7 protein-coding genes are annotated in these 24,407 nt (G+C 74.9%); 4 read left to right on the top strand and 3 right to left on the bottom strand.

Annotation, left to right across the window (positions count from 1 at the left end):
* Positions 1–44 precede the first annotated feature (44 nt).
* Together RUR_RS24895 and RUR_RS24890 are read left to right on the top strand one after the other, a co-directional pair.
* Positions 45–15,893 (top strand): non-ribosomal peptide synthetase, encoded by a 15,849-nt coding sequence (locus tag RUR_RS24895; RefSeq protein WP_283137596.1) that lies wholly within the window; start codon positions 45–47, stop codon positions 15,891–15,893.
* A 13-nt stretch (positions 15,894–15,906) separates the two neighbouring features.
* On the top strand, positions 15,907–16,128 hold the full coding sequence (locus tag RUR_RS24890) for an MbtH family protein (protein ID WP_283137595.1): 222 nt from the start codon (positions 15,907–15,909) through the stop codon (positions 16,126–16,128).
* Here the strand turns inward: RUR_RS24890 and RUR_RS24885 are convergent.
* Positions 16,113–17,906, bottom strand: coding sequence for an ABC transporter ATP-binding protein (locus tag RUR_RS24885; protein WP_283137594.1), 1,794 nt, complete (start codon positions 17,904–17,906; stop codon positions 16,113–16,115). The genes RUR_RS24890 and RUR_RS24885 overlap by 16 nt on opposite strands.
* A gap of 50 nt (positions 17,907–17,956) precedes the next feature.
* The gene (locus RUR_RS24880; RefSeq protein WP_283137593.1) at positions 17,957–19,642 is read right to left on the bottom strand and encodes an ABC transporter ATP-binding protein; all 1,686 of its coding nucleotides are present in this window, start codon (positions 19,640–19,642) and stop codon (positions 17,957–17,959) included.
* Between the two features lie 302 nt (positions 19,643–19,944).
* Between RUR_RS24880 and RUR_RS24875 the strand changes: the two genes are divergently transcribed.
* Both RUR_RS24875 and RUR_RS24870 read left to right on the top strand, forming a co-directional pair.
* Positions 19,945–20,394: a hypothetical protein gene (locus RUR_RS24875; protein WP_283137592.1), complete on the top strand. Its 450-nt coding sequence runs from the start codon at positions 19,945–19,947 to the stop codon at positions 20,392–20,394.
* 141 nt (positions 20,395–20,535) lie between these two features.
* On the top strand, positions 20,536–23,544 hold the full coding sequence (locus RUR_RS24870; RefSeq protein WP_283137591.1) for an AfsR/SARP family transcriptional regulator: 3,009 nt from the start codon (positions 20,536–20,538) through the stop codon (positions 23,542–23,544).
* On the opposite strand, the gene RUR_RS24865 is transcribed toward RUR_RS24870, so the two are convergent.
* Positions 23,525–24,364 (bottom strand): class I SAM-dependent methyltransferase, encoded by an 840-nt coding sequence (locus RUR_RS24865; RefSeq protein WP_283137590.1) that lies wholly within the window; start codon positions 24,362–24,364, stop codon positions 23,525–23,527. The two genes, RUR_RS24870 and RUR_RS24865, sit on opposite strands and share 20 nt — an antisense overlap.
* Positions 24,365–24,407: the final 43 nt, after the last annotated feature.

Here is a 24,407-nt window from a genome sequence, read left to right as displayed (position 1 = left end):
AGCCTCGACGAAACCGCCGGCAGGGACGGAAGGGCACCCACACGATGTACGACGACGCGTTCACGCTGCCGCTCACCGGGGCGCAGACCGGGATCTGGCTGGCCCAGCGGATCGAGCCGGAGAACCCGGCCTACAACGTCGGCCTCTACGTGGAGTTCACCACCCCGGCCGGGGAACCGCGGGAACGGCCCGACCTGACGCGGCTCGCCGACGCGGTCCGCCGTACCGTCCTGCTCGCCGACGGCCTGCACGTGGTCTTCGGCGAGCGGGACGGCCGGCCCGTCCAGATCCCCCGGCCCCGCCCGGACTGGACGCCTGCCCTGCTCGACCTGTCCGGCGAACCCGACCCCGAGGCGGCGGCCCGCGCCTGGATGGACGCGGACCTGAACCGGGCGATCGACCTGGCCGAGGGTCCGGTCTTCGCCCACGCGCTGATCCGGCTGTCCGGCGACCGGATCTGGTGGTACCAGCGCTACCACCACCTGGTCACCGACGGATTCGGCATCCAATGCCTGCTCCTGCGCGCCGCCGCGCTGTACTCGGGGGCGGAGCCGGACGCGGTACGGGACGAGTCGCTGCGCCGGCTGGTCGCCGGTGACCTGGAGTATCGGGGTTCGGCGCGGTACGCGGTGGACCGCGGTTTCTGGCACGACCGGCTGGCCGGACTCCCCGAGGAGCCCGCCCGCCTGGTCGAGTGCCCGGCCGAGCGGGCCGTACGGGTGCACCGGCGGATCGTGGAGCCGCCCGCGGGGCTCGTCGCGGAGCTGCGCCGGCTCGCCGAGGCGGCCGGGACCCGGTTCTCCCGGGTGGCGATCGCGGCCGTCGCCGCGTACCTGCACCGGGCCTCCGGCGAACAGGACCTCGTCCTCGGCCTGCCGATGACCGGGCGGGTGGACCCGGAGCTGAAGTCCGGCTCCGGCATGATGTCCAACGTCCTGCCGCTCCGGCTCACGGTCCGGCCCGGCACGACCCCGGCCGGACTCCTCGCGGCGGTGATCGAGCAGGTCCGCGAGATCATGCCGCATTCCCGGTACCGGGGCGAGGAGCTCGCCAAGGAACTGGGGCACACGGGCGGGCTCCGCTCGCTGGTGGGCCCGACGATCAACGTGCTCCCCCATCACGCGGAGCCGGATTTCGGCGGGCTCGCCGTGTCCGCCCACCAGCTGGCGACCGGGCCGGTCGACGACCTGATCGTCACCGTGTACGACCGACCCCAGGGGGTGCGGATCGAGCTCGCCGCGGACGCCGCCGTCTGCTCCCCCGGCGAACTCGCCGAGCACGAACGGCGGCTGCTCGCCGTCCTGGCCGGGACGGCCGCGCACCCGGACCGGCCGCTCGGCTCGATCGGGCTCACCGACCCGGCCGAGCGGGAGCTGGTGCTCACCCGATTCGCCGGGACGCCCGGCGAACCGGGCGGACCGACCTGGACCGAGGCCTTCGAGCGCCGGGCGGCCGCGGCGCCGGACGCGCCCGCCGTGGTGTGCGGGCCGGAGCTGCTGTCGTACGGCGAGCTGAACGCGCGGGCCAATCGGCTCGCCCGGCTGCTGCGCGACCGGGGGATCCGGCCCGGGGAGGTGGTCGCGACCGCCGTACCCCGCTCGGCGGACCTGGTCGTCGCGCTGCTCGGGGTGATGAAGACGGGCGCGGCCTACCTCCCGCTCGATCTGGACAACCCGGCGGATCGGGTGGCATACCTGGCCGAGGACGCCGGGGCGCGGGCCGTCGTCACCGTGGCCGGGCTCGCCGGCGACCTCCCCGAATCACTTGTCCGGATATTTGTCGACGCCTCATCGGAACTCAACAAATATCCGGACACGAACCTGCCGGGTCCGCTCCGGGACCAGGCGGCCTACGTCATCTACACCTCGGGGTCGACCGGCAGACCCAAGGGAGTCGTCGTCTCCCACGACGGCGTCGGCAGCCTGATCGCCACCGCGCGGGAACGGCTCGGCGTCGACGCCGGCAGCCGGATCGCCCAGTTCGCCTCGGTCGGCTTCGACGTCGCCGTCTGGGACCTGGTCATGTCGCTCTGCGTCGGCGGCACCGCGGTGATCGTCCCCGCGGAGCGCCGGGTGGCCGGTCCCGAGCTGACCGAATACCTGGCCGAGCACCGGGTCACCCACATGATCCTGCCGCCGTCGCTGGTCGCCGCGCTCCCCGCCGGCTGCGACCTGCCCGAAGGCGGCGTGCTGGTGGTCGGCACCGAGGCCGTCCCCGCCGAACTGATCGCCCGCTGGGGACGGCGGACGCGGGTCGTGGTCGCGTACGGCCTCACCGAGGCGACCGTCAACTCCACCCTCTGGCTCGCCGACCCCGAAGCCGCGGGGCCGGTGCCGATCGGGGTGCCCGACCCCGGGACCCGCTGCTACATCCTGGACTCGGCGCTGCGCCCGGTCGCCCGCGGAGTCGCCGGTGAGCTGTACGTCTCCGGCCGCGGGCTCGCCCACGGGTACCTCGGCCGGCCCGGCCTGACCGCCGAGCGGTTCGTCGCCGACCCGTACGGGGCGCCCGGCGACCGCATGTACCGGACCGGCGACCGAGTCCGGATGCGGCCCGACGGGAACATCGACTTCCTCGGCCGGGACGACGGCCAGCTCAAGATCCGCGGTCATCGGATCGAGCCGGGCGAGGTGGAGAGCGTCCTCATGGCCGACCCCCGCGTCGCCCAGGCGGCGGTGCTGGCCCGCCCCGACCACCGCGGCGTCAAACGGCTCGTCGGCTATGTGACCGGCTCCGCCGGGCTGGACCCGGCGGAGCTGCGGCGGCACGCGGCGAAGGGCCTGCCCGACGCCATGGTGCCCGGCGTGATCGTCGTGCTTCCCGGCACGCTCCCGCTCACCCCCAACGGCAAACTGGACCGGGACGCCCTGCCCGAGCCGGACTGGACCGCCGCCACCGGCACGGCCGCCCCCGCCACCCCCGCCGAGCACCTGCTGGCCGGGCTCTTCGCCGAACTCCTCGGGCTGCCCTCGGTCGGCGCCGACGACGGCTTCGTGGAACTCGGCGGCGACAGCATCCTGGCGATCCAGCTGGTCGGCCGGGCCCGCCGCGCGGGACTCGCCTTCTCCCCCCGCGACGTCCTGCGCCACCGCACCGTCGCCGCGCTCGCCCGCGCCGCGACCCCCGCGGCCTCGGCTCCGGCCCACGATCCGGGGATCGGCTCGGCCCCGCCGACCCCGATCGTCTCCTGGCTCCGCGACCTGAACGCCCCGATCGACGGCTTCCACCAGTCGGTCGCGGTCCAGGTGCCCGCCGGCCTCACCCGTGAACTCCTCACCGGCGCCCTCCAGGCCGTCCTCGACCACCACGGCATGCTCCGCGCCCGCCTGAGCCGCCCCTCCTGGACCCTGGACGTCCCCCCGCCCGGCACCGTCCGCGCCGCCGACCTCCTGGACCACGTGTCCTTCCCCGACACCGGTACGGCTGACGCGGCCCCAGCCGGCAACCCCACGACAGCCGCCCCCGGACAACCCGGCGACCCATCCGGTACGGCTGATACCCCGCCCGCAGACGACACCGGCTCGGCCCTTCCCCCGCCATTCACCGGCCCGATCACCGAACAAGCGGAGCACCGGCTCATCACCGGACCAACGGCACAGATCCTCGCCGACAACTCACCCGGTACGGATGACGCGGCCCGAGCCGGCGAGCTCCCGCCGACCTCTCCCGCCGTGGAAGCCGAAGCCGGAACCGGTAGGCCGCAGACCGTTCCCGCCGACACCGCACGCCCCGGGCGGGCGAAAGCCACAGCCGGCATTCACCACGCGATCGATGGGGAACCCACGGACACGTTGCACGCGATCGTGACGCGGGAGCGGGAGCGGGCGGTGGCGCGGCTGGCTCCGGCGGAGGGGCGGATGCTGCGTGCGGTCTGGCTCGACCCCGGCCCGGACGCGCCGGGGGTGCTGCTGTTGGTGGCGCACCATCTGGTGATCGACGGGGTGTCGTGGCGGATCGTCCTGGCCGACCTGGCGGCAGCCGCGGCCGCCCTGTCCGAAGGGACGGCGGTGGGGCTGCCGCCGGTGGGCACCTCGTTCCCGCGCTGGGCGAAGCTGCTGGACGCCGGGACACGAGCCGGGGATCGGCAGGCCGAGTGGGAGGCCTGGCGGGAGCTGACACGCGAGCCCGTGCCGGCGCTCGGCTCGCGGACGCTGCGGGCGCTCAACCCGGCGGCCGACGTCGAGACCACCCGGCGCACACTGACGATCTCGCTCCCGGCCGAGGTGACCGCGCCGCTGCTGGCCGACCTGCCGACGGCGTACCGGGCAGGCGTCGACGACGTACTGCTGACCGCGCTCGCCGTCGCCGTCACCGGATGGCGGGGTGAAACCTCCGGGGTGCTCGTCCTGGAGCGGGAGGGGCACGGCCGGGAGCAGGACGCGGTGGCGGGCGGGGCAGATCTCTCCCGGACCGTGGGCTGGTTCACGTCGGTCGTCCCGGTCCGGCTGGATCCGGGGGAGCTCGACCGGGCCGATTTCCACACCGGTGGTCCCGCGGCCGGCACGACGCTCAAGCGGATCAAGGAGCAGCTGCGTTCCCTGCCGGGTCCCGGCCTGAACCACGGGCTGCTCCGCCGTGGACACGGCAATCCGACCGGCCCGCAGGTGCTCTTCAACTATCTTGGCCGGTTCCGGGCCGACGGCGGGGACTGGCAGCCACCGCCGGGCGCCGAGCCGCTCACCGCCGGGCGGGACCCGCGGATGCCGATCACCCACGCGCTGGAGATCGACGCGATCGTCGAGGACGGACCCCGTGGGCCGCGGTTGAGCGCCACCTGGTCCTGGCCGGGCGGGGTGCTCGACCCGGCCGACGTGGCGGAGCTGGCCGACGCCTGGGTCGAAGCCCTGCGGGGGCTGGCCGCGCACGCGGCCGCGCCGGGCGCCGGAGGCCGTACCCCGTCGGACTTCCCGCTGGTGACGATCGGGCAGGAGGAGCTGGACGGGCTGCGGGCGGGCGGCGTCGCCGACCTGCTGCCGGCCACCCCGCTCCAGCAGGGGCTGTACTTCCACGCGGTGTACGACGAGGACGCCGCGGACGTCTACACCGTCCAGCAGGTGATCGAGCTCACCGGTGTCGCCGACCCCCGGGCGGTCCGCGACGCCGTCCAGGGCCTTCTCGACCGGCATCCGCTGCTGCGGGCGGGTTTTCGCAGGCTGAACGACGGATCCCTCCTCCAGCTCGTCCCCGAGCGGGCGATCCCGCCGTGGCGGGAGGTCGACGCGCGGAGCTCCGGCGAGCCGGTCCACGCCGTCGCCGAAGCCGTCGCCGCGCAGGAGCGGGCGCACCGGTTCGACCTGGCCGCGCCGCCGCTGCTCCGCGCCGCGCTGGTCCTCGGCGACGACCGGCACCGGCTCGTCCTCACCCTGCACCACCTGGTCGCCGACGGCTGGTCCGTACCGGTCATGCTGCGTGACCTGGTGTCGGGTGGAAACCGTGCCGAGGACACCGCCTATCGGGAGTACTTCGCCTGGCTGAACGGACGGGACCGGGAGGCCGCGCGCGAGGCCTGGCGGCGGGCGCTGCACGGATTGCCGGGTCCGACGCCGGTCGCGGGGGCCGCGGACACCGTACCCGGCTCGATCGGAGAAGTCGTCCACAAGTTCACCGAGGAGCGGACGGCCGCGCTGACCGGGTGGGCGCGGGCGAACGGGCTCACCCTCGGCACCGTCGTCCAAGGCGCCTGGGGCATCTTCGCCGGACGGCTCACCGGTGAGCGCGACGTGGTGTTCGGCACCACCGTGTCCGGCCGCCACCCCGAGGTCGACGGGGTCGAGTCGCTGGTGGGCCTGCTCGCCAACACCCTGCCGGTGCGGGTCCGCTGGCGGCCGGACGAGCGGCCGGCCGACGCGCTGGCCCGGTTGCAGGACGCCCAGACCGATCTGCTCGACCATCAGCACCTCGGCCTCACCGAGATCCAGCGGCTCGCCGGGGTCGTCGAGCCGGGCGCGCGGGGCCTCTTCGACACCCTGGTCGTGATCGAGAACTATCCGTTCACCGGAGACCTGCGCGGGACCTTCGAGGTCACCGGGGTCGACGTGCGCGACGCCTCCCACTATCCGCTCTCGCTCACCGCGCTGCCGGGGCGGCGGCTCGAACTCCGGCTGGAGTACGACACCGCCCGGTTCTCCGCCGAAACCGCCCGGGGACTGGCGGCGGCGCTGGCCCACCTGCTCGACACGGCGGTCGCCGAACCCGACCGGCCGATCGGGCGAATCGACCTGCTCTCCGACGAAGGCCTCCTCGCAGGGGCGAGCCGGGAGATACCCGCACAGACCCTGACCGCGCTCTTCGAAGCCCGGGTCGCCGAGACACCCGACGCCGTCGCCGTCGCCTCCGCGGCAGGAGAGCTCACCTACGCAGAGCTGGATCACCGGGCGCAGAACCTCGCGAACCGGCTTGCCGCACTGGGCGCCGGCCCCGGGGAGTTCGCCGCCGTCGCCGTCCCGCGTTCCCCCGAGCTGATCGTCGCCCTTCTCGGTGTGCTGAAGGCGGGCGCCGCCTACGTCCCGCTCGACCTCGCCCACCCCGCGGACCGGCTCGCCTTCACCCTCGCCGACAGCGGCGCCCGAGCCGTCGTGACCACCCCGGAGACCGGGTTTCCCGCCTTCGACGGCGTCACGCCCGTCCTCCTCGACACGCCACCTGTACGCCCTGCGGAAACCGCCGACCCCACGCATCGCGACCACAGCACAGCTGAGCACACCCAGGTCGGCCCCGAAGCCGGGCCTCCCGCAGCCCGCGCTCCTCTCGGCACCCCGGAGCCCGGGCAGCGCGTCGCCGTACCGGGCTCCGATCCCGTACGCCCGGCGGAAACCGCCGATCCCACGCATCGCGACCACAGCACAGCTGAGCACACCCAGGTCGGCCCCGGAGCCGGGTCTCCCGCAGCCCGCGCTCCTCTCGGCACCCCGGAGCCCGGGCAGCGCGTCGCCGTACCGGGCTCCGATCCCGTACGCCCGGCGGGGCCCGACGATCCGGCGTACCTGATCTACACATCCGGCTCGACCGGGACGCCCAAGGGGGTCGTGGTCACGCACCGGGCGATCGCCGGGCATTTCGCCTGGGCGCAGGACGAGTTCCGGATCGGGCCCGGCGACCGGATGCTGCAGCAGGCCTCCGCCGGGTTCGACGCCTCGGTCTGGCAGATCTTCTGGCCGCTCTGCTCCGGCGCCGCGATCGTGCTGCCCGACCCCGACGCCCACCTCGACCCGGTCCACCTGACCGGCCTCGTCCGCGACCGCGGCGTCACCGTCCTGGACCTGGTCCCCTCGCTCATCCCCGGGCTTCTCGGGGAAGACGGCTGGTCGGCCGGTCTGCGCCGGGCCTTCGTCGGCGGCGAGGCGCTCACCGGGGAGGCCGCCCGGCGCTGGCGGGAGTCGACCGGGGTGCCGCTGGTGAACTGCTACGGCCCGACCGAGGCGACGGTCCAGGTCAGCCGGGCCGAGGCGCGGGAGCCGTACGGCGCGACGACACCGATCGGAGAACCGGTCTGGAACACCGGGCTGTACGTCCTGGACGCCTGCCTGCGGCCGGTGCCCGCCGGGATGCCCGGCGAGCTGTACATCGCGGGCGACCAGCTGGCGCGCGGCTACCACCGGCGCCCCGGGCTCACCGCGGAACGGTTCGTCGCCGACCCGTACGGCCCGCCGGGCACCCGGATGTACCGCACCGGCGACCTGGTACGGCGACGCGCGGACGGCCCGCTGGAGTACCTGGGCCGGACCGACCACCAGGTCAAGATACGCGGGAACCGGGTCGAGCTCGGCGAGATCGAAGCGCGGCTCTCCGGTCTGACCGGCGTCGCCCAGGCCGTCGTGACGGTCCGCGACGGCCGCCTGATCGGCTACACGGTCCCGGATCCCGGTGCCGGGCTCGACGCCGAAACCCTGCGGGCCGCGCTCGCCGCCGCCCTCCCCGCGGCGATGGTTCCGAGCGCGGTCCTCGTCCTCGACGGGCTGCCGCTCACGGTCAACGGGAAGGTGGACCGGGCCGCGCTCCCCGCCCCCGAGGCACCCCGCCGCCGGGTCAGGGCACCCGCCGGCGAGCGGGAGGAGCTGCTGTGCCGGATCTTCACCGAGGTGCTCGGCACCGCGGCCGGACCCGACGACGACTTCTTCGCCCTCGGCGGCGACAGCATCGACTCCATCGCCGTCTCCGGCCGGGCCCGACGGGCCGGGCTGCCGATCAGCCCGAAGGACGTCTTCACCCACCGCACCCCGGCCGCGCTGGCCGCCGCGGCGCCCGGGGCCGAGGTCGCGCCCGCCGAGGACCTGCCGCGGCCTGCCGAGGAGGAGCTCGCCCGGCTCCGGCGGATCGGCGGGGTGCCGGTCGCGGACGTCTGGCCGCTCTCCCCGCTCCAGGAAGGGATCTTCTTCCACGCGCGGTACGACGGCGACGCCGTCGACGTCTACACCGCGCAGGACGTCTTCACCTTCGCCGAACCCCTCGACGCCGACCGGCTCCGCGGCGCGCTCGGCGCGCTGCTCGCCCGCAACCCGAGTCTGCGGGCCGGGTTCACCGCCGACGCCTCGCCGCGGACCGTGCAGTTCATCGGCGCCGAGGTGCCGATCCCGCTCCGCGAGGTGGACCTGACCCGGCTGACCTCCGCCGAGCAGGAGGAACGGATCGCCGAGCTCCTCGCCGAGGACCGGGGCCGCCGGTTCGACCTGGCCAGGCCGCCGCTCACCCGGCTGCTGCTGATCCGGCTCGGCGACCACGACCGGCTGGTCGTCAGCCACCACCTGATCCTCTGGGACGGCTGGTCCGCCTGGCTCTTCCTCGAACACCTCTTCCACCTGTACGAGCGGGCCGGGGACGACCGCGGGCTGCCCTCCCCCGGCTCCTACCGGGACTACCTCGCCTGGCTCGCGGGGCAGGACCCCGGCGCCGCCCGTGCCGCGTGGCGCGGCGCGCTTTCCGGGCTCGACGAGCCGACCCTGGTCCGGCCCGCCGACGACGGCATGCACCCGGTCATCCCACGCGACCTGGACACCGTGCTCGACGAGGATCTCGGCGAACGGCTCCGCGCCACGGCGCGCGGGCGGGGGGTCACCCTCAACACGCTGCTCAACACCGCCTGGGGGCTGGTCCTGTCCGCCGCTGTCGGCCGCGACGACGTGGTCTTCGGCGCGGCCGTCGCGGGCCGGCCCACCGCCGTGCCCGACGTGGAGCACATCATCGGGATGTTCCTCAACACCGTCCCGGTGCGGATCTCCCTGGACCCGCGGGAATCCGTGCTCGGCCTGCTCCGCCGGGTCCAGGACGAGCGGGTCGCACTGATGCCGTACGAGCATCTGGGTCTTGGCGAACTCCAGGCGGAGAGCGGGCACCGCCGGCTCTTCGACACGCTGTTCGTGCTCCGCGACTCAGACGGCGAGACGCGGATGGCCGAGTTCACCGGCCGGCACGGCATCGTGGACGCCGTCTCGGCCGACGCCACGCACTACCCGCTCACCCTCATCGTCACCCAGGGCCGGCGGCTGCGCCTCACCCTCGCCTACCGGCCGGACCTGTTCTCCCCCGCCGAGGCGGCGGCCTTCCTCGACCGGTTCACCACCGTGCTGGACCGGCTCACCGGGAACCTGGAACTCCCGGCGGGCTCGCTCGACCTGCTCCTTCCCGACGAGCGGCGGGACGTCGAGGCCGGGCATCGCATCCCGGACCGGCCCCTGCCCCGCAAGACCGTCGCCGAGCTCCTGGGGGAGCAGGCGGCGCGTACCCCGGAGGCGACGGCGCTGGTCTTCGGGGCGGAACGGCTCACCTACGCCGAGCTCGACGCGCGGATCGACCGGCTGGCCCGGCTGCTGGTGAGCCGGGGCGCCGCGCCGGAGCGGGTGGTCGCGCTGGCCCTGCCCCGTTCGGCCGACATGGTGGTCGCCCTGTTCGCGGTGCTCCGTACGGGCGCGGCCTACCTCCCGCTGGACCTGGAGTATCCGGCGGAGCGGCTGGCGTTCATGCTGGAGGACACCGCTCCGGCCTGTATCGTCACCACCGCCGCGACTTCGGCGGCGCTCCCGGAAACAGGGGTGGCCCGCGTCCTGCTCGACGAGCTCGGCACGCTCCCGCCGGGGGACCTCCCCGAGTTCGCCCGCGACCTGCCGCACCGGCTGGACCACCCCGCCTACGTGATCTACACCTCCGGCTCCACCGGCCGGCCCAAGGGCGTGGTCACGCCGTACCGGGGACTCACGAACATGCAGCTCAACCACCGTGAGGCCATCTTCGATCCGGCGATCGCGGCCGCGGGGGGACGGCGGCTGCGCATCGCCCACACCGTCTCCTTCGCCTTCGACATGTCGTGGGAGGAGCTGCTCTGGCTGGTCGAGGGGCACGAGGTGCACGTCTGCGACGAGAACCTGCGCCGGGACGCCGAGGCGCTGGTCGCCTACTGCGACCGGGAGCGGGTGGACGTGGTCAACGTGACCCCCACCTACGCCCACCACCTCATCGAGGCGGGTCTGCTGGCGGGGCACCGGCCCCCGCTGGTGCTGCTCGGCGGCGAGGCGGTGTCGGAGACCGTCTGGGCGACGCTGCGGGACACCCCGGGGACGTTCGGCTACAACCTGTACGGGCCGACCGAGTACACGATCAACACGCTCGGCGCGTCCACCGAGGACAGCGCGACGCCGACCGTGGGGCGGCCGATCTGGAACACCCGCGCGTACGTGCTGGACGCGGCGCTGCGCCCGGTGCCGCCGGGGACCCCGGGTGAGCTCTACATCTCCGGGGTCGGGCTGGCCCGCGGCTACCACCGGCGGCCCGGCCTCACCGCGGCGAGCTTCACGGCCGACCCGTTCGCCGCCGAGCCGGGTGCCCGGATGTATCGAACCGGGGACCTGGTGCGCCGCCGCCCCGACGGGAACCTGGACTTCCTGGGCCGCACCGACGACCAGGTGAAGATCCGCGGGCACCGGGTGGAGCCCGCCGAGGTCGCCTCGGCGCTGGAGGAGCACCCGCTGGTGGACCACGCGGCGGTGGTCGCCGACACCGGACCGGGTGGGACCAAGCGCTTGATCGGGTACATCGTGCCCCGGGACGGGGCCGAGCCCGACCCGGCGGCCGCGGTCCGGGAGGCCCTCAAGGCCCGGCTCCCCGGCTACCTGGTCCCCGCCGTGCTGACGACCGTGGACCGGCTGCCGCTCACCGTCAACGGCAAGCTGGACCTAAGGGCGCTGCCCCGGCCCCAGGTGACCGCCGGAACCGCCGGCCGCCCGCCGGGCTCGCCGCAGGAGACCGTGCTGTGCGACCTGTTCGCCGAACTGCTCGGCGTGGCACGGGTCGGCGTCGACGACGACTTCTTCGACCTCGGCGGGCACTCCCTCATCGCCACCCGGCTGGTCGCCCGGGCCCGGGCCGCGCTCGGGGCGGAGCTGTCCATCCGAGACCTGTTCGAGGCACCCACCGTGGCCGAGCTGGCCGGGCGGGCCGCCGCCTCCGACGGGGCGACCCGGCCGGTCCTGCGCCCCGTCGCCGAACGCCCGGAAAGACCGCCGCTCTCCCCCGCCCAGCGGCGGCTCTGGCTGATCGAGCAGCTGGAAGGCCCGTCGCCCACCTACAACTACCCGATCGTCCTCCGGCTCCGCGGCGACCTCGACGTCGAGGCGCTGCGCGCCGCGCTCGCCGACGTGACCGCGCGGCACGAGCCGCTCCGCACCCTGATCGCCGGGCCGCCGGGCCACCCGTACCAGCGGATCCTCCCCGCCGAGGAAGCCCGGCCGCCCGTCGAGCTCGTCCACTCCGACGAAGACGGCCTGCCCGCGGTCCTCGCCGAGGCGCTGGACCGCCCCTTCGACCTCGGCGCCGAGCCGCCCCTGCGCGCCGTCGTGGTCCGCCTCGGCGACCGGGAGCACGTGGTGGCGCTGGTCCTGCACCACATCGCCGTCGACGAGTGGTCCGACGGCCCGCTCCTGCACGACCTCTCCGACGCCTACGCCGCGCGCCGCCGCGGAGCGGCCCCCGGGTTCGCGCCGCTGCCCGTCCAGTACGTCGACCACACCCTCTGGCAGCGGGACCTGCTCGGCGACCGCGACGACCCGGCGAGCACGGCCGCCCGGCAGCTCGCCTACTGGGCCACGGCGCTCAAAGGCGTCCCGGAGCGGATCGAGCTCCCCACCGACCGGCCCCAGCCGGCGCGGCCCAGCCCCGCGGGCGGGGAGCTGGCGTTCGAACTGGACCCGGCGGACTGCGCCGGACTGCGGCGGCTCGCCCAGGCGCGGGGCGCCAGCATGTTCATGGCGTGCCACGCCGTGGTCGCCGCGCTGCTGCACCGCCTGGGCGCCGGCGACGACCTCCCGCTCGGCCTGCCGGTCTCCGGCCGCGGCGACGACGCCCTCGACGAGCTGGTCGGCTTCTTCGTGAACACCCTCGTGCTGCGCACCGACCTCTCCGGCGACCCGGCCTTCGCCGAACTCGTCGACCGGGTGCGCGAGACCGCGCTCGCCGCCTTCTCCCACCAGGACGTGCCGTTCGAGGCCGTGGTGGAGGAGGTCAACCCGGTGCGCTCCCCCGGCCGCAACCCGCTCTTCCAGGTGATGGTCGGCTACCGCAACCGCTCCGCCGACCCCTTCACCCTCGCCGGTCTGGAGACGCTGCCGGAACCGGCCGAGGTGCGCACCGCCCGCTTCGAGCTGGTGTTCTCCTTCGTGGACGACGGGGAACGCCTCGGCTGCGTGCTCGAATACCGGTCCGACCTGTTCGACCGGGACGCGGTCACCCTGCTCGGCGACCGGCTGAAGACCCTGGTCCGCCAGGTCGCCGCCGACCCCGCCCTGCCGGTGAGCCGGATCGAGGTGCTCGTCCCCGGCGAACGCGACCGGGTCCTCACCGGCTTCAACCGGACCGACCGGCCCGTGGACGAGGACACCCTCCCCGGCCTGTTCCGGCGGTGCGCCGCCGAACGGCCGGACGCCGTCGCCGTGACGGACGCGGACATCTCGCTCACCTACGCCGAACTAGACGCCCGCTCCGACCGGATCGCCCGGCGGCTCGCCTCCTCCGGGGTTCGTGCCGAAAGCGTCGTCGGGGTGGCGGCCCCCCGGTCCGCGGACATGGTGGCGGCGATCCTCGGCGCCGCCAAACTGGGCGCCGCCTTCCTCCCGCTCGACCTGGCCCACCCCACCGACCGGCTCGCCTACATGCTGGCCGACGCGGCGGCGACCGTGGTCGTCGCCACCGAGCGGACGGCGGGACAGGTACCCGCCGTCGACGGGGTCCGGACGCTGATCCTGGACGACCCCGGCCTCGGCGACCGGCCGGAACCGGCCGGAACCGGTGACGGGTTCCCGCCGATCGCCCTGGACCAGGCCGCCTATGTGATCTACACCTCCGGCTCGACCGGCCGGCCCAAGGGCGCCGTGGTCCCGCACGAAGGGATCTCCAGCCTGGTGGCCACCGCCGTCGACCGGATGGGCCTCACCCCGGACAGCCGGGTGCTGCAGTTCGCCTCCCCCGGATTCGACGTGACGGTCTTCGAACTGTGCATGGCGCTCTGCCACGGCGGCACCCTGGTGATCGCCCCGGACTGCGTCCGGACTCCCGGCCCCGAACTCACCGGCTTCCTCGTCGACCAGCGGATCACCCACGCGATCCTGCCGCCCTCGCTGGTCGCCGCGCTCCCCGACGGCTGCGACCCACCGGAGGGGGCGACCGTACTGGTCGGCACCGAGACCGTCCCCCCGGCCGTGATCACCCGCTGGGCGGGGCGGGTACGGCTCCTCGCCGCCTACGGCCTGACCGAGGCCACGGTCAACTCCACCCTGTGGCCCGCCGAACCCGACTGGGCGGGCGCGGTGCCGATCGGCGTCCCCGACCCCAATACCCGGGTCCACATCCTCGACGACCGGCTCCGGCCGACGCCGCCGGGGGTACCGGGTGAACTGTACGTCGCCGGACGCGGGCTGGCCCGAGGCTACCTGGGGCGGCCCGGCCTCAGCGCGGAACGCTTCGTCGCCTGCCCGTTCGGCCCGCCCGGGAGCCGGATGTACCGCACCGGGGACCGGGCGCGCTGGCGGCACGACGGGAACGTCGACTTCCTCGGCCGCGCCGACGACCAGGTGAAGATCCGCGGCTTCCGGATCGAGCCGGGCGAGGTGGCCGGTGCGCTCACCCGGCACCCGGCCGTCGCCCAGGCCGCCGTCGTCGCCGACCGGACCGGCCCGGAAACCCGGCTCATCGGATACGCCGTCCTCAAGCGGGACCTCCCGCACGCGGCGGAGCCGCCGGAGCCCGGCGACCGGCCCGACCCCCGGGAGCTCCGCGCGCATCTGGCCGGGCTGCTGCCCGAGTACATGGTCCCCTCCTCGATCGCGATCCTGGACGGGCCGCTGCCGCTCACCCCCAACGGGAAGCTGGACCGCCGGGCGCTGCCCGTACCCGACTGGTCCGCCCTGACCGGGGACGCCCGGCCGCGCAGCGGACGCCAGCGGGCGCTCGCCGGGCTCTTCGCCGAGGTGCTGCGGCTCCCCGAGGTGGGGCTGCACGACGACTTCTTCGCGCTCGGCGGCCACTCCATGTCCGCGATGCGACTGCTCGGCCGGGTCAGGACCCTGCTCGACGCCGACCTCACCCTGCGGGACGTGTTCGAGGCGCCCACCCCCGCGGCGCTCGCCGACCGGCTGGACGGCGCCGACGGCCGTACCCGGCCGCGACTGGGCCCGGCGGCCCGCCCGGCGACACTCCCCGCGGCCCCGCCCCAGGAATGGCAGTGGACCCGCCACCGGTCCGGGACCGGACGGGTCCCCGACATGGCGTTCGCCCTCCGCGCACCCGCCGGACTGCACGCCGAGGCGCTCGAGGCCGCGCTCGGCGACGTCGTCGCCCGGCACGAACCGCTCCGCACGGTCTTCGCCGAACGCGACGGGCACCCCGTCCAGGAACCGGCGCGGTGGCGGCTCGAACACGCGCGGGTCCCCGACCTCGACCGGGCGCTCCGGAAGATCGCCGGCCGGAAGACGGACCCGGCCCGGCAGACGCCGTTGCAGGCGACGCTGCTCACCGACGACTCCGGAGCCGAGGCCCTCCTGCTCCGGCTCGACTACCTCGGCGCCGACGAGTGGTCGGTCGTCCCGCTCACCCGCGACCTCGTCCACGCCTACACGGCACGGCTCCGCGGCGACGCCCCGGAGTTCGACCCCCTGCCGGTCACCTACGCCGACTACACGCTGTGGGCCCGCGAGCTCACCGGCGCCGTCGCCGAACGGCAGCTCGCCTACTGGCGGCGGACGCTGCGCGACCTGCCCGAAGGGCCCGCGCTGCCGTACGACCGGCCGCCGGGAGGCGACCCCCGCGGCGACCATCTGGCCTTCCCCCTGCCCCCCGAGCTGCACGCCGCCGTCGACGACCTGGCCGCGCGCACCGGCACCAGCATGTTCATGGTGCTGCACGCGGCGCTGGCCACCCTGCTCACCCGGCACGGCGCCGGCACCGACCTGACCGTCGCCACCATGGTGGCCGGCCGGGCCGAGGAGTCGCTGACCGACCTGGTGGGCTGCTTCGCCGGCATCGTGCCGCTGCGGACCGACACCGGGGGCGACCCCGGCTTCCGCGAGCTGCTCGGCCGGGTCCGGGAGACCGACCTGGCCGCCTACGACCGGCAGGACGTCCCGTTCGACCGGGTGGCGCGGGAACTCGGGCTGCCCGCGCCGCGGGTGATGCTCGTCCACCACGAGCAGGCCGACCCGGGCCCCCTCGACGCGCTCGGGCTGACCTTCCAGCCGGTCCCGACCGGGGCGTGCAACGCCGACCTGACCCTCGCGTTCTTCGAGCCGCACGGCGCCGGGGAGGTCACCTGCCTCTTCGAATACGACACCACCCGGTTCGACCGGGGCACGATCCGGCGCCTCGCCGACGACCTGACCGAGATCCTGACCACGGCGACCGCCGACCCCGCGCAGTGAGGAGAGACGATCCGTGAGCACCAACCCGTTCGAGGACCCCGAAGGCCGTTTCCTCGTCCTCGTCAACCGTGAAGGCCAGCACTCGCTCTGGCCGACCTTCGCCGAGGTGCCCCCCGGCTGGGAGACCGTGTACGGCGAGGAATCCCGGGAGGCCTGCCTGGCGTACGTGGAGGAGCACTGGACCGACCTGCGTCCCCGGAGCCTCGCCGAGGCGATGGATCAGACGTCCGGCTGAAGCCGCTTGTCCGACCACGCCTCCCACAGCGCCGCGTAACCGGCTCCGGCCCGCACCAGCTCCTCGTGCGGGCCGGACTCGGTGACCTTCCCCCGGTCGAGCACCACCACGCGGTCGGCGGACGCGGCCTGGGTGAGCCGGTGCGCGACGATGAGCGCGGTCCGGCCCTCCGTCGCCGCCAGCGCCGCCGCCTCCAGCAGCCGCGCCCCGGCGCTGCCCGCCTCCGCCGTCGCCTCGTCCAGCACCACCACCGGCGGATCCGCCAGGACGAGCCGGGCCAGCGCCAGCTGCTGGGCCTGAGCCGGGGAGAGCCGGTGGCCGTGCTCGCCGACCACGGTCGCAAGCCCCTGCGGGAGCGCCCGCGCCCAGGTGAGCGCGCCGACCCGGTCCAGGGCCGCGCACAGCTCCGCCTCGGTCGCCTCCGGCCGGGCGAGTCGCAGGTCGTCGGCGAGCGGGCCGGCGAAGACGTGCACCTCCTGGGTGACCAGCGCGACCATACGGTCCGCGGCGACCTCCCCCGGTTCCGGCAGGCTCGTCCCGCCGATCGTGATCGACCCGAGGCCGGGCCGGTGCACCCCCGCCAGCAGCTTGCCGAGCGTGGTCTTGCCCGCGCCGCTCGTCCCGACCAGGGCGACCCGTTCGCCGGGCGCCAGGTCGAGGTTCACGTCGTGCAGCACCGGGTGACCGGGCTGGTAGGCGTATCCGAGACCGCTGAGGCGGACCGGGGGGCCGGGGGGAATCGCCGGTCGCGTCACGGTCTTGGGGGCCCGCTCGCCGTACGCCACCCCGGCCAGGCGGGCCAGCCCCGCGGCGGCGACCTGCGCGTCGTCGAGCAGGCCGAGCAGGATGTTGATCGGCGTGAACAGGTTGTGGAAGTAGAGCGCGGCGGCCCCGGCCGTACCGATGCTGACCTGTCCGCTCCGGACCAGCAGAAACCCGGTGATCAGCACCGCCGACAACCCGACGTACTCGGCGAGGTTGAGCCGGGAGTAGAACCGCGTCATCAGCCGGATCCCGCGCAGCGCCAGGTCCACCGCCGCCTGGGAGCGGCTCCCGACGAGCCGGACATGCGTCTCCCCGAGCCGCAGCGCCCGTACGGTGGCCGCGCCGCCGACCGTGCCGAGCAGTTGCTGCTGCTGGTCGCCGACCGCGACCCGCTGGGCCGCGTACAGCGGGACCGCACGGCCCAGGTACCAGCGCACGGTGTACACCTGGATCGGCACGGCGACCAGGGCGACGAGGGCGAACCGCCAGTCCAGCACGGCCAGGCCGACCAGGGTGAGCCCGATCGTCAGCACCGAGCGCGCCAGCGCGGGCAGCGCGTCGCGGAGCACATTGGTGATCGCCGAGACGTCGCCCGTCACCCGGGAGGTCAGGTCGCCGGAGCCGGCCCGCTCGATCCGGCCGAGGGGAAGCCGCAGCACCCGCTCCACGAAGAGTTCCCGCAGGGTGGCGAGCATGCTCTCCCCCAGCCGGGCGACGAGGGTGGTGCCGAGCGCGGTCAGCGTCCCCTGCACCACCGCGATGACGATCAGCCAGACGACCGGGAAGGTGATCGCGTCGGCCGCCCGGCCCTGCGTGACCAGGTCGATGATGTGGCCGAGTACGGGGGCGGTGAGCAGCCCGGCCCCGGTCGCGACGGTCAGGACCGCCAGACCGGACAGCGCCGTGCCCAGGTGGGGCCGCGCCAGCGCGCGAACCGCCGCCCGGACCTGCGCGGGGCTCGCGACGGCGAGCCGCTCGCGTTCGACGGCCTGAGGTTCCTCGGTGCGGCTCATCGCTCCCCTGTCCTTCGCTGGGATTGCCTGCGGATCGGATGCCACGGTGATCAGGTCAGCACCGCGGCCCGGTAGGCCGGGCTGTCGCGGACGAGGTCGGCGTGCGTGCCCTCCGCGGCCACGGTCCCACCCTCCATGAACACCACCCGGTCGGTCGCCGCGAGCAGCGCGGGGCTCGTCGCCACCACGATCGTCGTCCGCCCGGCCCGGGTCCGGCGGATCCCGGAGGCGATCCGGGCCTCGGTGGCCGCGTCCACCGCGGTGGTCGGATCACACAGGACCAGGACCGGTGGGGCGGCGGCCAGCGCGCGGGCGAGCGCCACCCGTTGCCGCTGCCCACCCGACAGGGATCGCCCCTGCTCGGTGAGGACGGTGGCGGCACCCCGCGGCAGCGCGTGGGCGACCTCGTCCGCCGCCGCGCCGGCCATGGCCGTCTCGACCGAGGCCGGGCTCGCGGCCGCGGCGGCGACGTTGTCGTGCAGGCTCCCCTCGAAGAGGTCGGCGTCGTGTTCGGCCACGACGACGGCGCGGCGCACCCCGTCGGGGTCGAGCGCGGTCAGCGCCGTCCCGTCCAGTTCGACCGTGCCCGACGCGGGGTCGGCGGACCGGCCGAGCAGCCGGAGCAGCGAATCCGCGGCCGCGGGGTCCGCCGTCACGACCCCCAGCAGCTCGCCCGGCGCCACGTCGAGGTCGAGTCCGCGCAACCCGTCGTGGGAGACCTCCCGGAGCCGGATCCGGCCCTGGACCGGGCCGGGCGGCCCGCCGGCGCCGCCGGTGACGGCGGGTGGCGTCGCGAGCACGGCGGCGATGCGCGCGGCCGAGGCGCGGCCCTGCGCGAACTCGCCGTTGGCCCAGGACAGGACGGAGAGCGGGTTCACCAGGTACTGCGCCAGGCCGACCGCCGCCACCAGCTCGCCGACGCTGATGTCCCCGCCCACCGCGAGCCGCCCGCCCACCAGCGCCACCAGCGCGAGGAAGACCCCGGTGACCATGAGCATGCCGCCGTCGTGCCAGGACTGGGCCCGGGCGGCCCGCAGGGTGGCGGTGAGGGAGTCCCTGCTGGTACGGCGGTAGCGCTCGACCGCCGCGGCCTCCGCTCCGATGCCTTTGAGCACCCGCAGCCCGGCGACGAGGTCGGCGGCCACCCCCGAGGCGTGCGCGGCGCGTTCCTGCTCGACGTGACTGCGCCGCTCCAGCGGTTTGCCCAGCAGGTGCGCCAGGAGCAGCAGCGGCGGGGTTCCCAGCAGGACGAGCAGGCCCAGCGGCACCGAGACGCGCAGCAGCGCCACCCCGCCCACGATCAGCCCGGCCAGCGCGGCGATCCCGGCGGAGAAGGCCACGTTGACGGCGCCGACCCGCCGGGCGTCCTCGGTCGCGACGTTGACCAGCTCACCCGGCAGCCGGCCCGCCTCGGCGCCGCCCCGGGGGGCGAGGACCCGCTCGGTCAGCTCCGTCCGCAGCCGGTGCGCGGCCTGCTGGGAGGCCCGCTCGGCGGCGCGGGCCGAGAACCGCCAGCTGACGGAGAGCACGGCGAAGACCACGCCGAGCACGACGATCCACCGGATGAGCGCGCCGGGGTCCTCCCGGGAGACGGCCTCGTCGATGACGAGGCCGATGACCACGGGGACCAGGGCTTCCCCGGCCTGGTGTCCGGCGGCGAGCACGGACCCGCGGACCGAGTGCCGCCACTGTCCGCCGATCGCTCGCCACAAGATGTCACGGCCGAGGGTGGGCACTCGCGTTCCTCCGGTCTGCCGCGCACACGGCGCACTTCTGAATTAGGCAAGCCTAACCTAAAGGGTTGGCCCATCGTCAGGGGCCTGTGCCCCGCGCACCCTGGGCCGGCTCACCGGCCACCTGGGGCCGCGCGACTCCCGCCCGGCGTCCTGGACGCGATCGACGCCCTCGTCCCGCCGGGCGTCGACGTCGGCCACACCCCGGCGGCCTTCCCGACCTCGCGCTCCGCCGCCCGGAAGCAAACAGGACGCTTACTTGAGCAGCCGAATATACGGCGAATATACGGCCGTCCCCAATCCTCATGGTGTCCGGCAAGCCGATCATCGGCATTGCACGGCTCGACCACACGTACGGGGGCAACACCATGAGAAACAAACGTGTCTCAGCATCCCTGGCCGCGGTCACCATGGCGGTGGGAATCCTGGTGGCAGGCGGAGCCGCCGCCGAGGCGGCACCCACGGCCGCCTCCTGCTCAGTCGCCTCACATCCCGCCATCGCCAAAATCGGCACGACGATCCGCACTTCCGTCACCGTCGCGAACTGCACGGCCACGGGCACGCTCGCGATTCAGCGCCTGCTAGGCGGTGCCTGGATCAATGTCAAGAGCAAGCCGATCACCATCGGGTCCCCCACCACCGTGGACCACGACTGCTCCGGATCGGGCCTGCAGTCCTGGCGAAGCCACCTGTCACTGAACATCGACGGCACCGTGGTGATCAGCACCTCCGGCCCACTGCGCGTCACCTGCTGACCGTCGGCCACACCGGGCGTCGAGCCCGTTCAAGACACCGGCGGCCGTCTCGGACGGACTGGCGAGACGGCCGCCGGCCCCCCGCGGGGACCGGCGGCGGCGGATTTGATCCGGCCGCGCCGAAATCACTACGTTGAAGCCGTGCGGGTGGGGATCCTCGGTCCGCTGGAAGTCGTGGCGGGCGGCGAGAAGACGGATATCGGCGGCGTCCGCCTGCGTACGCTGCTCATCAGGCTCGCGCTGGACCCGGGCCGTACCGTCCCCGCCGACACGCTGGCGGACGCCGTATGGCCGGACGGCGGGCCCGGCGACTGGGGGAACGCGCTGCAGTCGCTGGTGGCGCGGCTCCGCCGCGCGCTGCCGGCGCCCCGGCTGCTGTCGGCGCCGGGCGGCTACCTCCTCGACCTGCCCGCCGACGCGGTGGATGCGCGGCGGTTCGAACGCCTCGCCGGCGCGGGACGCCGCGCCCTGCGGGACGGAGAACCGTCGGCCGCGCTCCACCTGCTGGGTGAAGGTCTCCGGCTGTGGCGGGGAGAGATCCCGGAGGAGGCCCCCGACGCGGCACGCCGGCGCCTGGCGGAACTGCGCCTCACCGCCCGGGAGGACCACGCGGAGGCCGCGCTGGCCGCCGACCGATCGGACGGCCTGGTCGCCACGCTGGCCGAGCTGGCGTCACGGCATCCGTTCCGGGAACGCATCCGCAACCTGCTCATCCTGGCCCTGCACGCCGAGGGACGCCAGGCCGAGGCGCTGGCCGCCTACGCCGAGTTCCGCGCGTTCCTCGCCGACGAACTCGGCGCCGAGCCCGGCCCCGAGCTCCGCAAAGCGCATCTGGCCGTCCTGCGCGGCGAAACCACCGCGGCGCGACCGCGCGGCAACCTGCGCCCGCCGCTCACCGGGCTGATCGGCCGGGACGAGGAGCGGGCCCGCGTCCATGGCCTGATGGCGGCGAACCGCCTGGTGACCCTGGTGGGTCCCGGCGGCGTGGGCAAGACCCGGCTGGCGACCGCCGTGGCGGCGGACGGCGCCGACACGGCGTGGCTGGTGGAGCTGGCGCCGGTGTCCGGCCCGGAGGCGGTCGCCCACGCCGCGGCCGCCGCGCTCGGCGTCCGCGGGCCGGGCCTGCCGGAGAATCCGGGCGCCCCGGTGGAGCGCCTGGCGCAGACCCTGGAACGTCTCGGCGACGCGCTGCTCGTCCTGGACAACTGCGAGCATGTGGGCGACGCGGCGGCCCGCCTCGCCGTGGAGCTGCTCGGCCGCTGCCCGGGCCTGCGTGTCCTGGCCACCGGCCGCGAGCCGCTCGGCGTCACGGGCGAGACGGTTTATGCGGTGCCCCCGCTCGCCCCCGGGTTCGCGGCGCGCCTGTTCGCCGACCGGGCGGTGGCCGTACGGTCCGGCCTCACCCTGGACCCCCGTCTCGTCGAAGACGTGTGCCGGCGGCTCGACGGACTCCCGCTCGCGATCGAGCTGGCCGCCGCCCGGCTGCGTTCCCTTCCCCTCGACGAGCTGGCGGCCCGCCTCGGCGACCGGTTCACGCTGCTGGCCCGCGGCGACCGCGCCGCCGAACCCCGGCATCGGACGCTGCGCGCGGTCGTCGCCTGGAGCTGGGACCTCCTCGACGACGGCGAACGCCTGCTCGCGCGGCGACTGGCCGCGTTCCCCGGCGACATCACCGTGGAGAGCGCCGAGGCGGTGGCGGCGACGACCGTCGACCAGCTGACCTCACTGGCCGACAAGTCGCTGCTGGGCTTCGACGGCGAGCGCTACCGCATGCTGGAGACGATCCGCGCGTACGGCCTGGACGAACTGGTACGCGACGGGGAGCTCACCCGGGTCCGGGCCGCCCACACCGCCTACTACACCGGCCTCGCCGAACGCGCCGAACCGGAACTGCGCGGCGCGGGCCAGCTGCCCTGGATCGCCCGGCTGACCGCCGAACGCGACAACCTGCTGGGCGCCCTGCGCTTCGCCTGCGAGTCCGGGGACACGGCCACCGCCCACCGGCTGTGCGCGGCGCTCGGCACGTACTGGCTGGTCCGCGGCGACCACCACACCCTGGCCACCTGGACACGACGGACCCTGGATCTCCCCGGTCCGGCCCCGCTCGAAGCCGAGGCCGTCACCTGCGCCCTGCACCTGCTGGCCACGGGAACCGGAGCGGACCGGGTCCGGCGGCTGCTTCCGCACCTCGACGCGAGGCATCCGACGGTGGCGTTGGTCGAGCCCGTCGTCACCCTGGTCACCGGCGACCCCTCGGCGGTCGCGGTCGTCGAGTCACGGCTGTCGCACCCCGACCCCTGGACACGCTCCCTGGCACGGTTGCTGCGGGCCACGCTGTACGGCGACGCGGGCGACCTCGAGGCCATGCGCCGCGACCTGCACGGCGCCGTGTCGGGGTTCAGGGCCATCGGGGAACGGTGCGGCCTGGCGTGGTCCCTCACATCGCTGGCCGACCTGCGGACCACCGCCGGGGAGTTCGAGGACGCCGTCGCCGACCTGGACGAGGCGGTCGCCCTGCTGCGTGAACTCGACCCGTCCGACCGGGCCGTCCCGCAGCGCGTGTGGGCGGCCGACGCCCGGGCCCGCGCGGGGGACGCCGACCGAGCGTCGGCCGAGCTACGCGAACTGATCGGCACCGAATCGCTCAGCGCGGACCAGCTGGTCTTCGCCAGGATCACCCTCGCGGACCTGGCCCGCCGCGCGGGCGACCTGCCGGAGTCGGCACGGCAGCTCGACCTTGCCCGGCAGGCCGCCGGCCCGCACACCGGCCCCCCGTACCGCGTGCTCCTCGAATGCGCGGCGGCGGAGCTGGCCATGGCGGGCGACGACCTGACGACGGCGGAGCGGCATCTGGCCGGCGTGTTCGACCCGGCGTCCGACGCCCGGCTCACCGCGGCCCTCGCCGCCCACCTGGCCCGGCTGCGCGCCCGGCAGCGCCGACCGGCCGACGCGGCCGAACTTCTCGGCGCCGCGCACGCTCTCCTCGGCACGCTGGAGGCTCTCGACTCCGACCTGGCGGCGACGGCCCCCGAGCTACGCGCCGAACTGGGCGAACATGCCTTTGAGGCCGCCTACGGCAGGGGTCGGGGACTCAGCCACGCCGACGCGCTCGCCCTGATCGAAACCCACCTCAGCCGACGCGGGCCGTAAACCGCCAGACGGGTCCCGTCAACCTCACCGCTCCGTCGATCTCGAACGGGCGAAGCGCCGCCACGACGGCCTCCCGGGCCCGCGCCACGGCCGCCGGATCCGAGTCGCGAAGCCAGTGACGCACCGGCCCCCAGCCGAAGACGAACTCGGCGGCGTCCTCCGCGTCCCGGCCGAACACCGAGACCGTCTCGAACGGCGTGGCCGTCACCTGGGTGAAACCCGCCTTGGTGAGCACCTCGACGATGTGGTCCCGATTGGTGAAGTTCACCGGTCCGGGCGCGTCGTCCTCCGCCGGGTCGGGCAGGGGGACGTGCCGCGCCATGGCCTGCCACAGCCGGGCGGCCTCGTCCTCGCCGGAGTCCCGGCCGCACACGAAGGCCAGCCTGCCGCCCGGCTTGAGCGCCCGGCCGATATTGCCGAACGCGGCGACCGGATCGGCGAAGTACATGATCCCGCCCCGGCTGACGGCCACGTCGAAGTGTGCCTCCGGAAACGGATGGACCTGCGCGTCCCCCTGTTCGAAGGTGACGTTGCCGAGCCCTTCCGCCTCCGCGGTCCGGCGCGCCCGCTCCAGCATCGGCTCCGACAGGTCGACGCCGAACGCGTGCCCGTCCGGTGCCGACCGCGCGGCGATCCGGGTGGTCGCGCCGGCGCCGCACCCGATGTCGAGGACCCGATGCGCACGCTCGATCACCGCCCCTTCGAACAGCGGCCCGTTGAGGCCGCCGACCATGGCGTCGTACCTGTCGTGCCGATCGGCCCAGTGCCTGCCTTCATAGCCGTTCCACGCATGTGCCTGATGGGTGTTGACGATGTCCATGCCCGCAGCGTGCCGAGACGCCCTGTCATCGCCAGCACACATC

The sequence above is a fragment of the Rhizohabitans arisaemae genome, from assembly GCF_025996515.1.
Lineage (GTDB): Bacteria > Actinomycetota > Actinomycetes > Streptosporangiales > Streptosporangiaceae > Rhizohabitans > Rhizohabitans arisaemae.
This window is presented reverse-complemented; position numbering and strand designations above follow the sequence as displayed.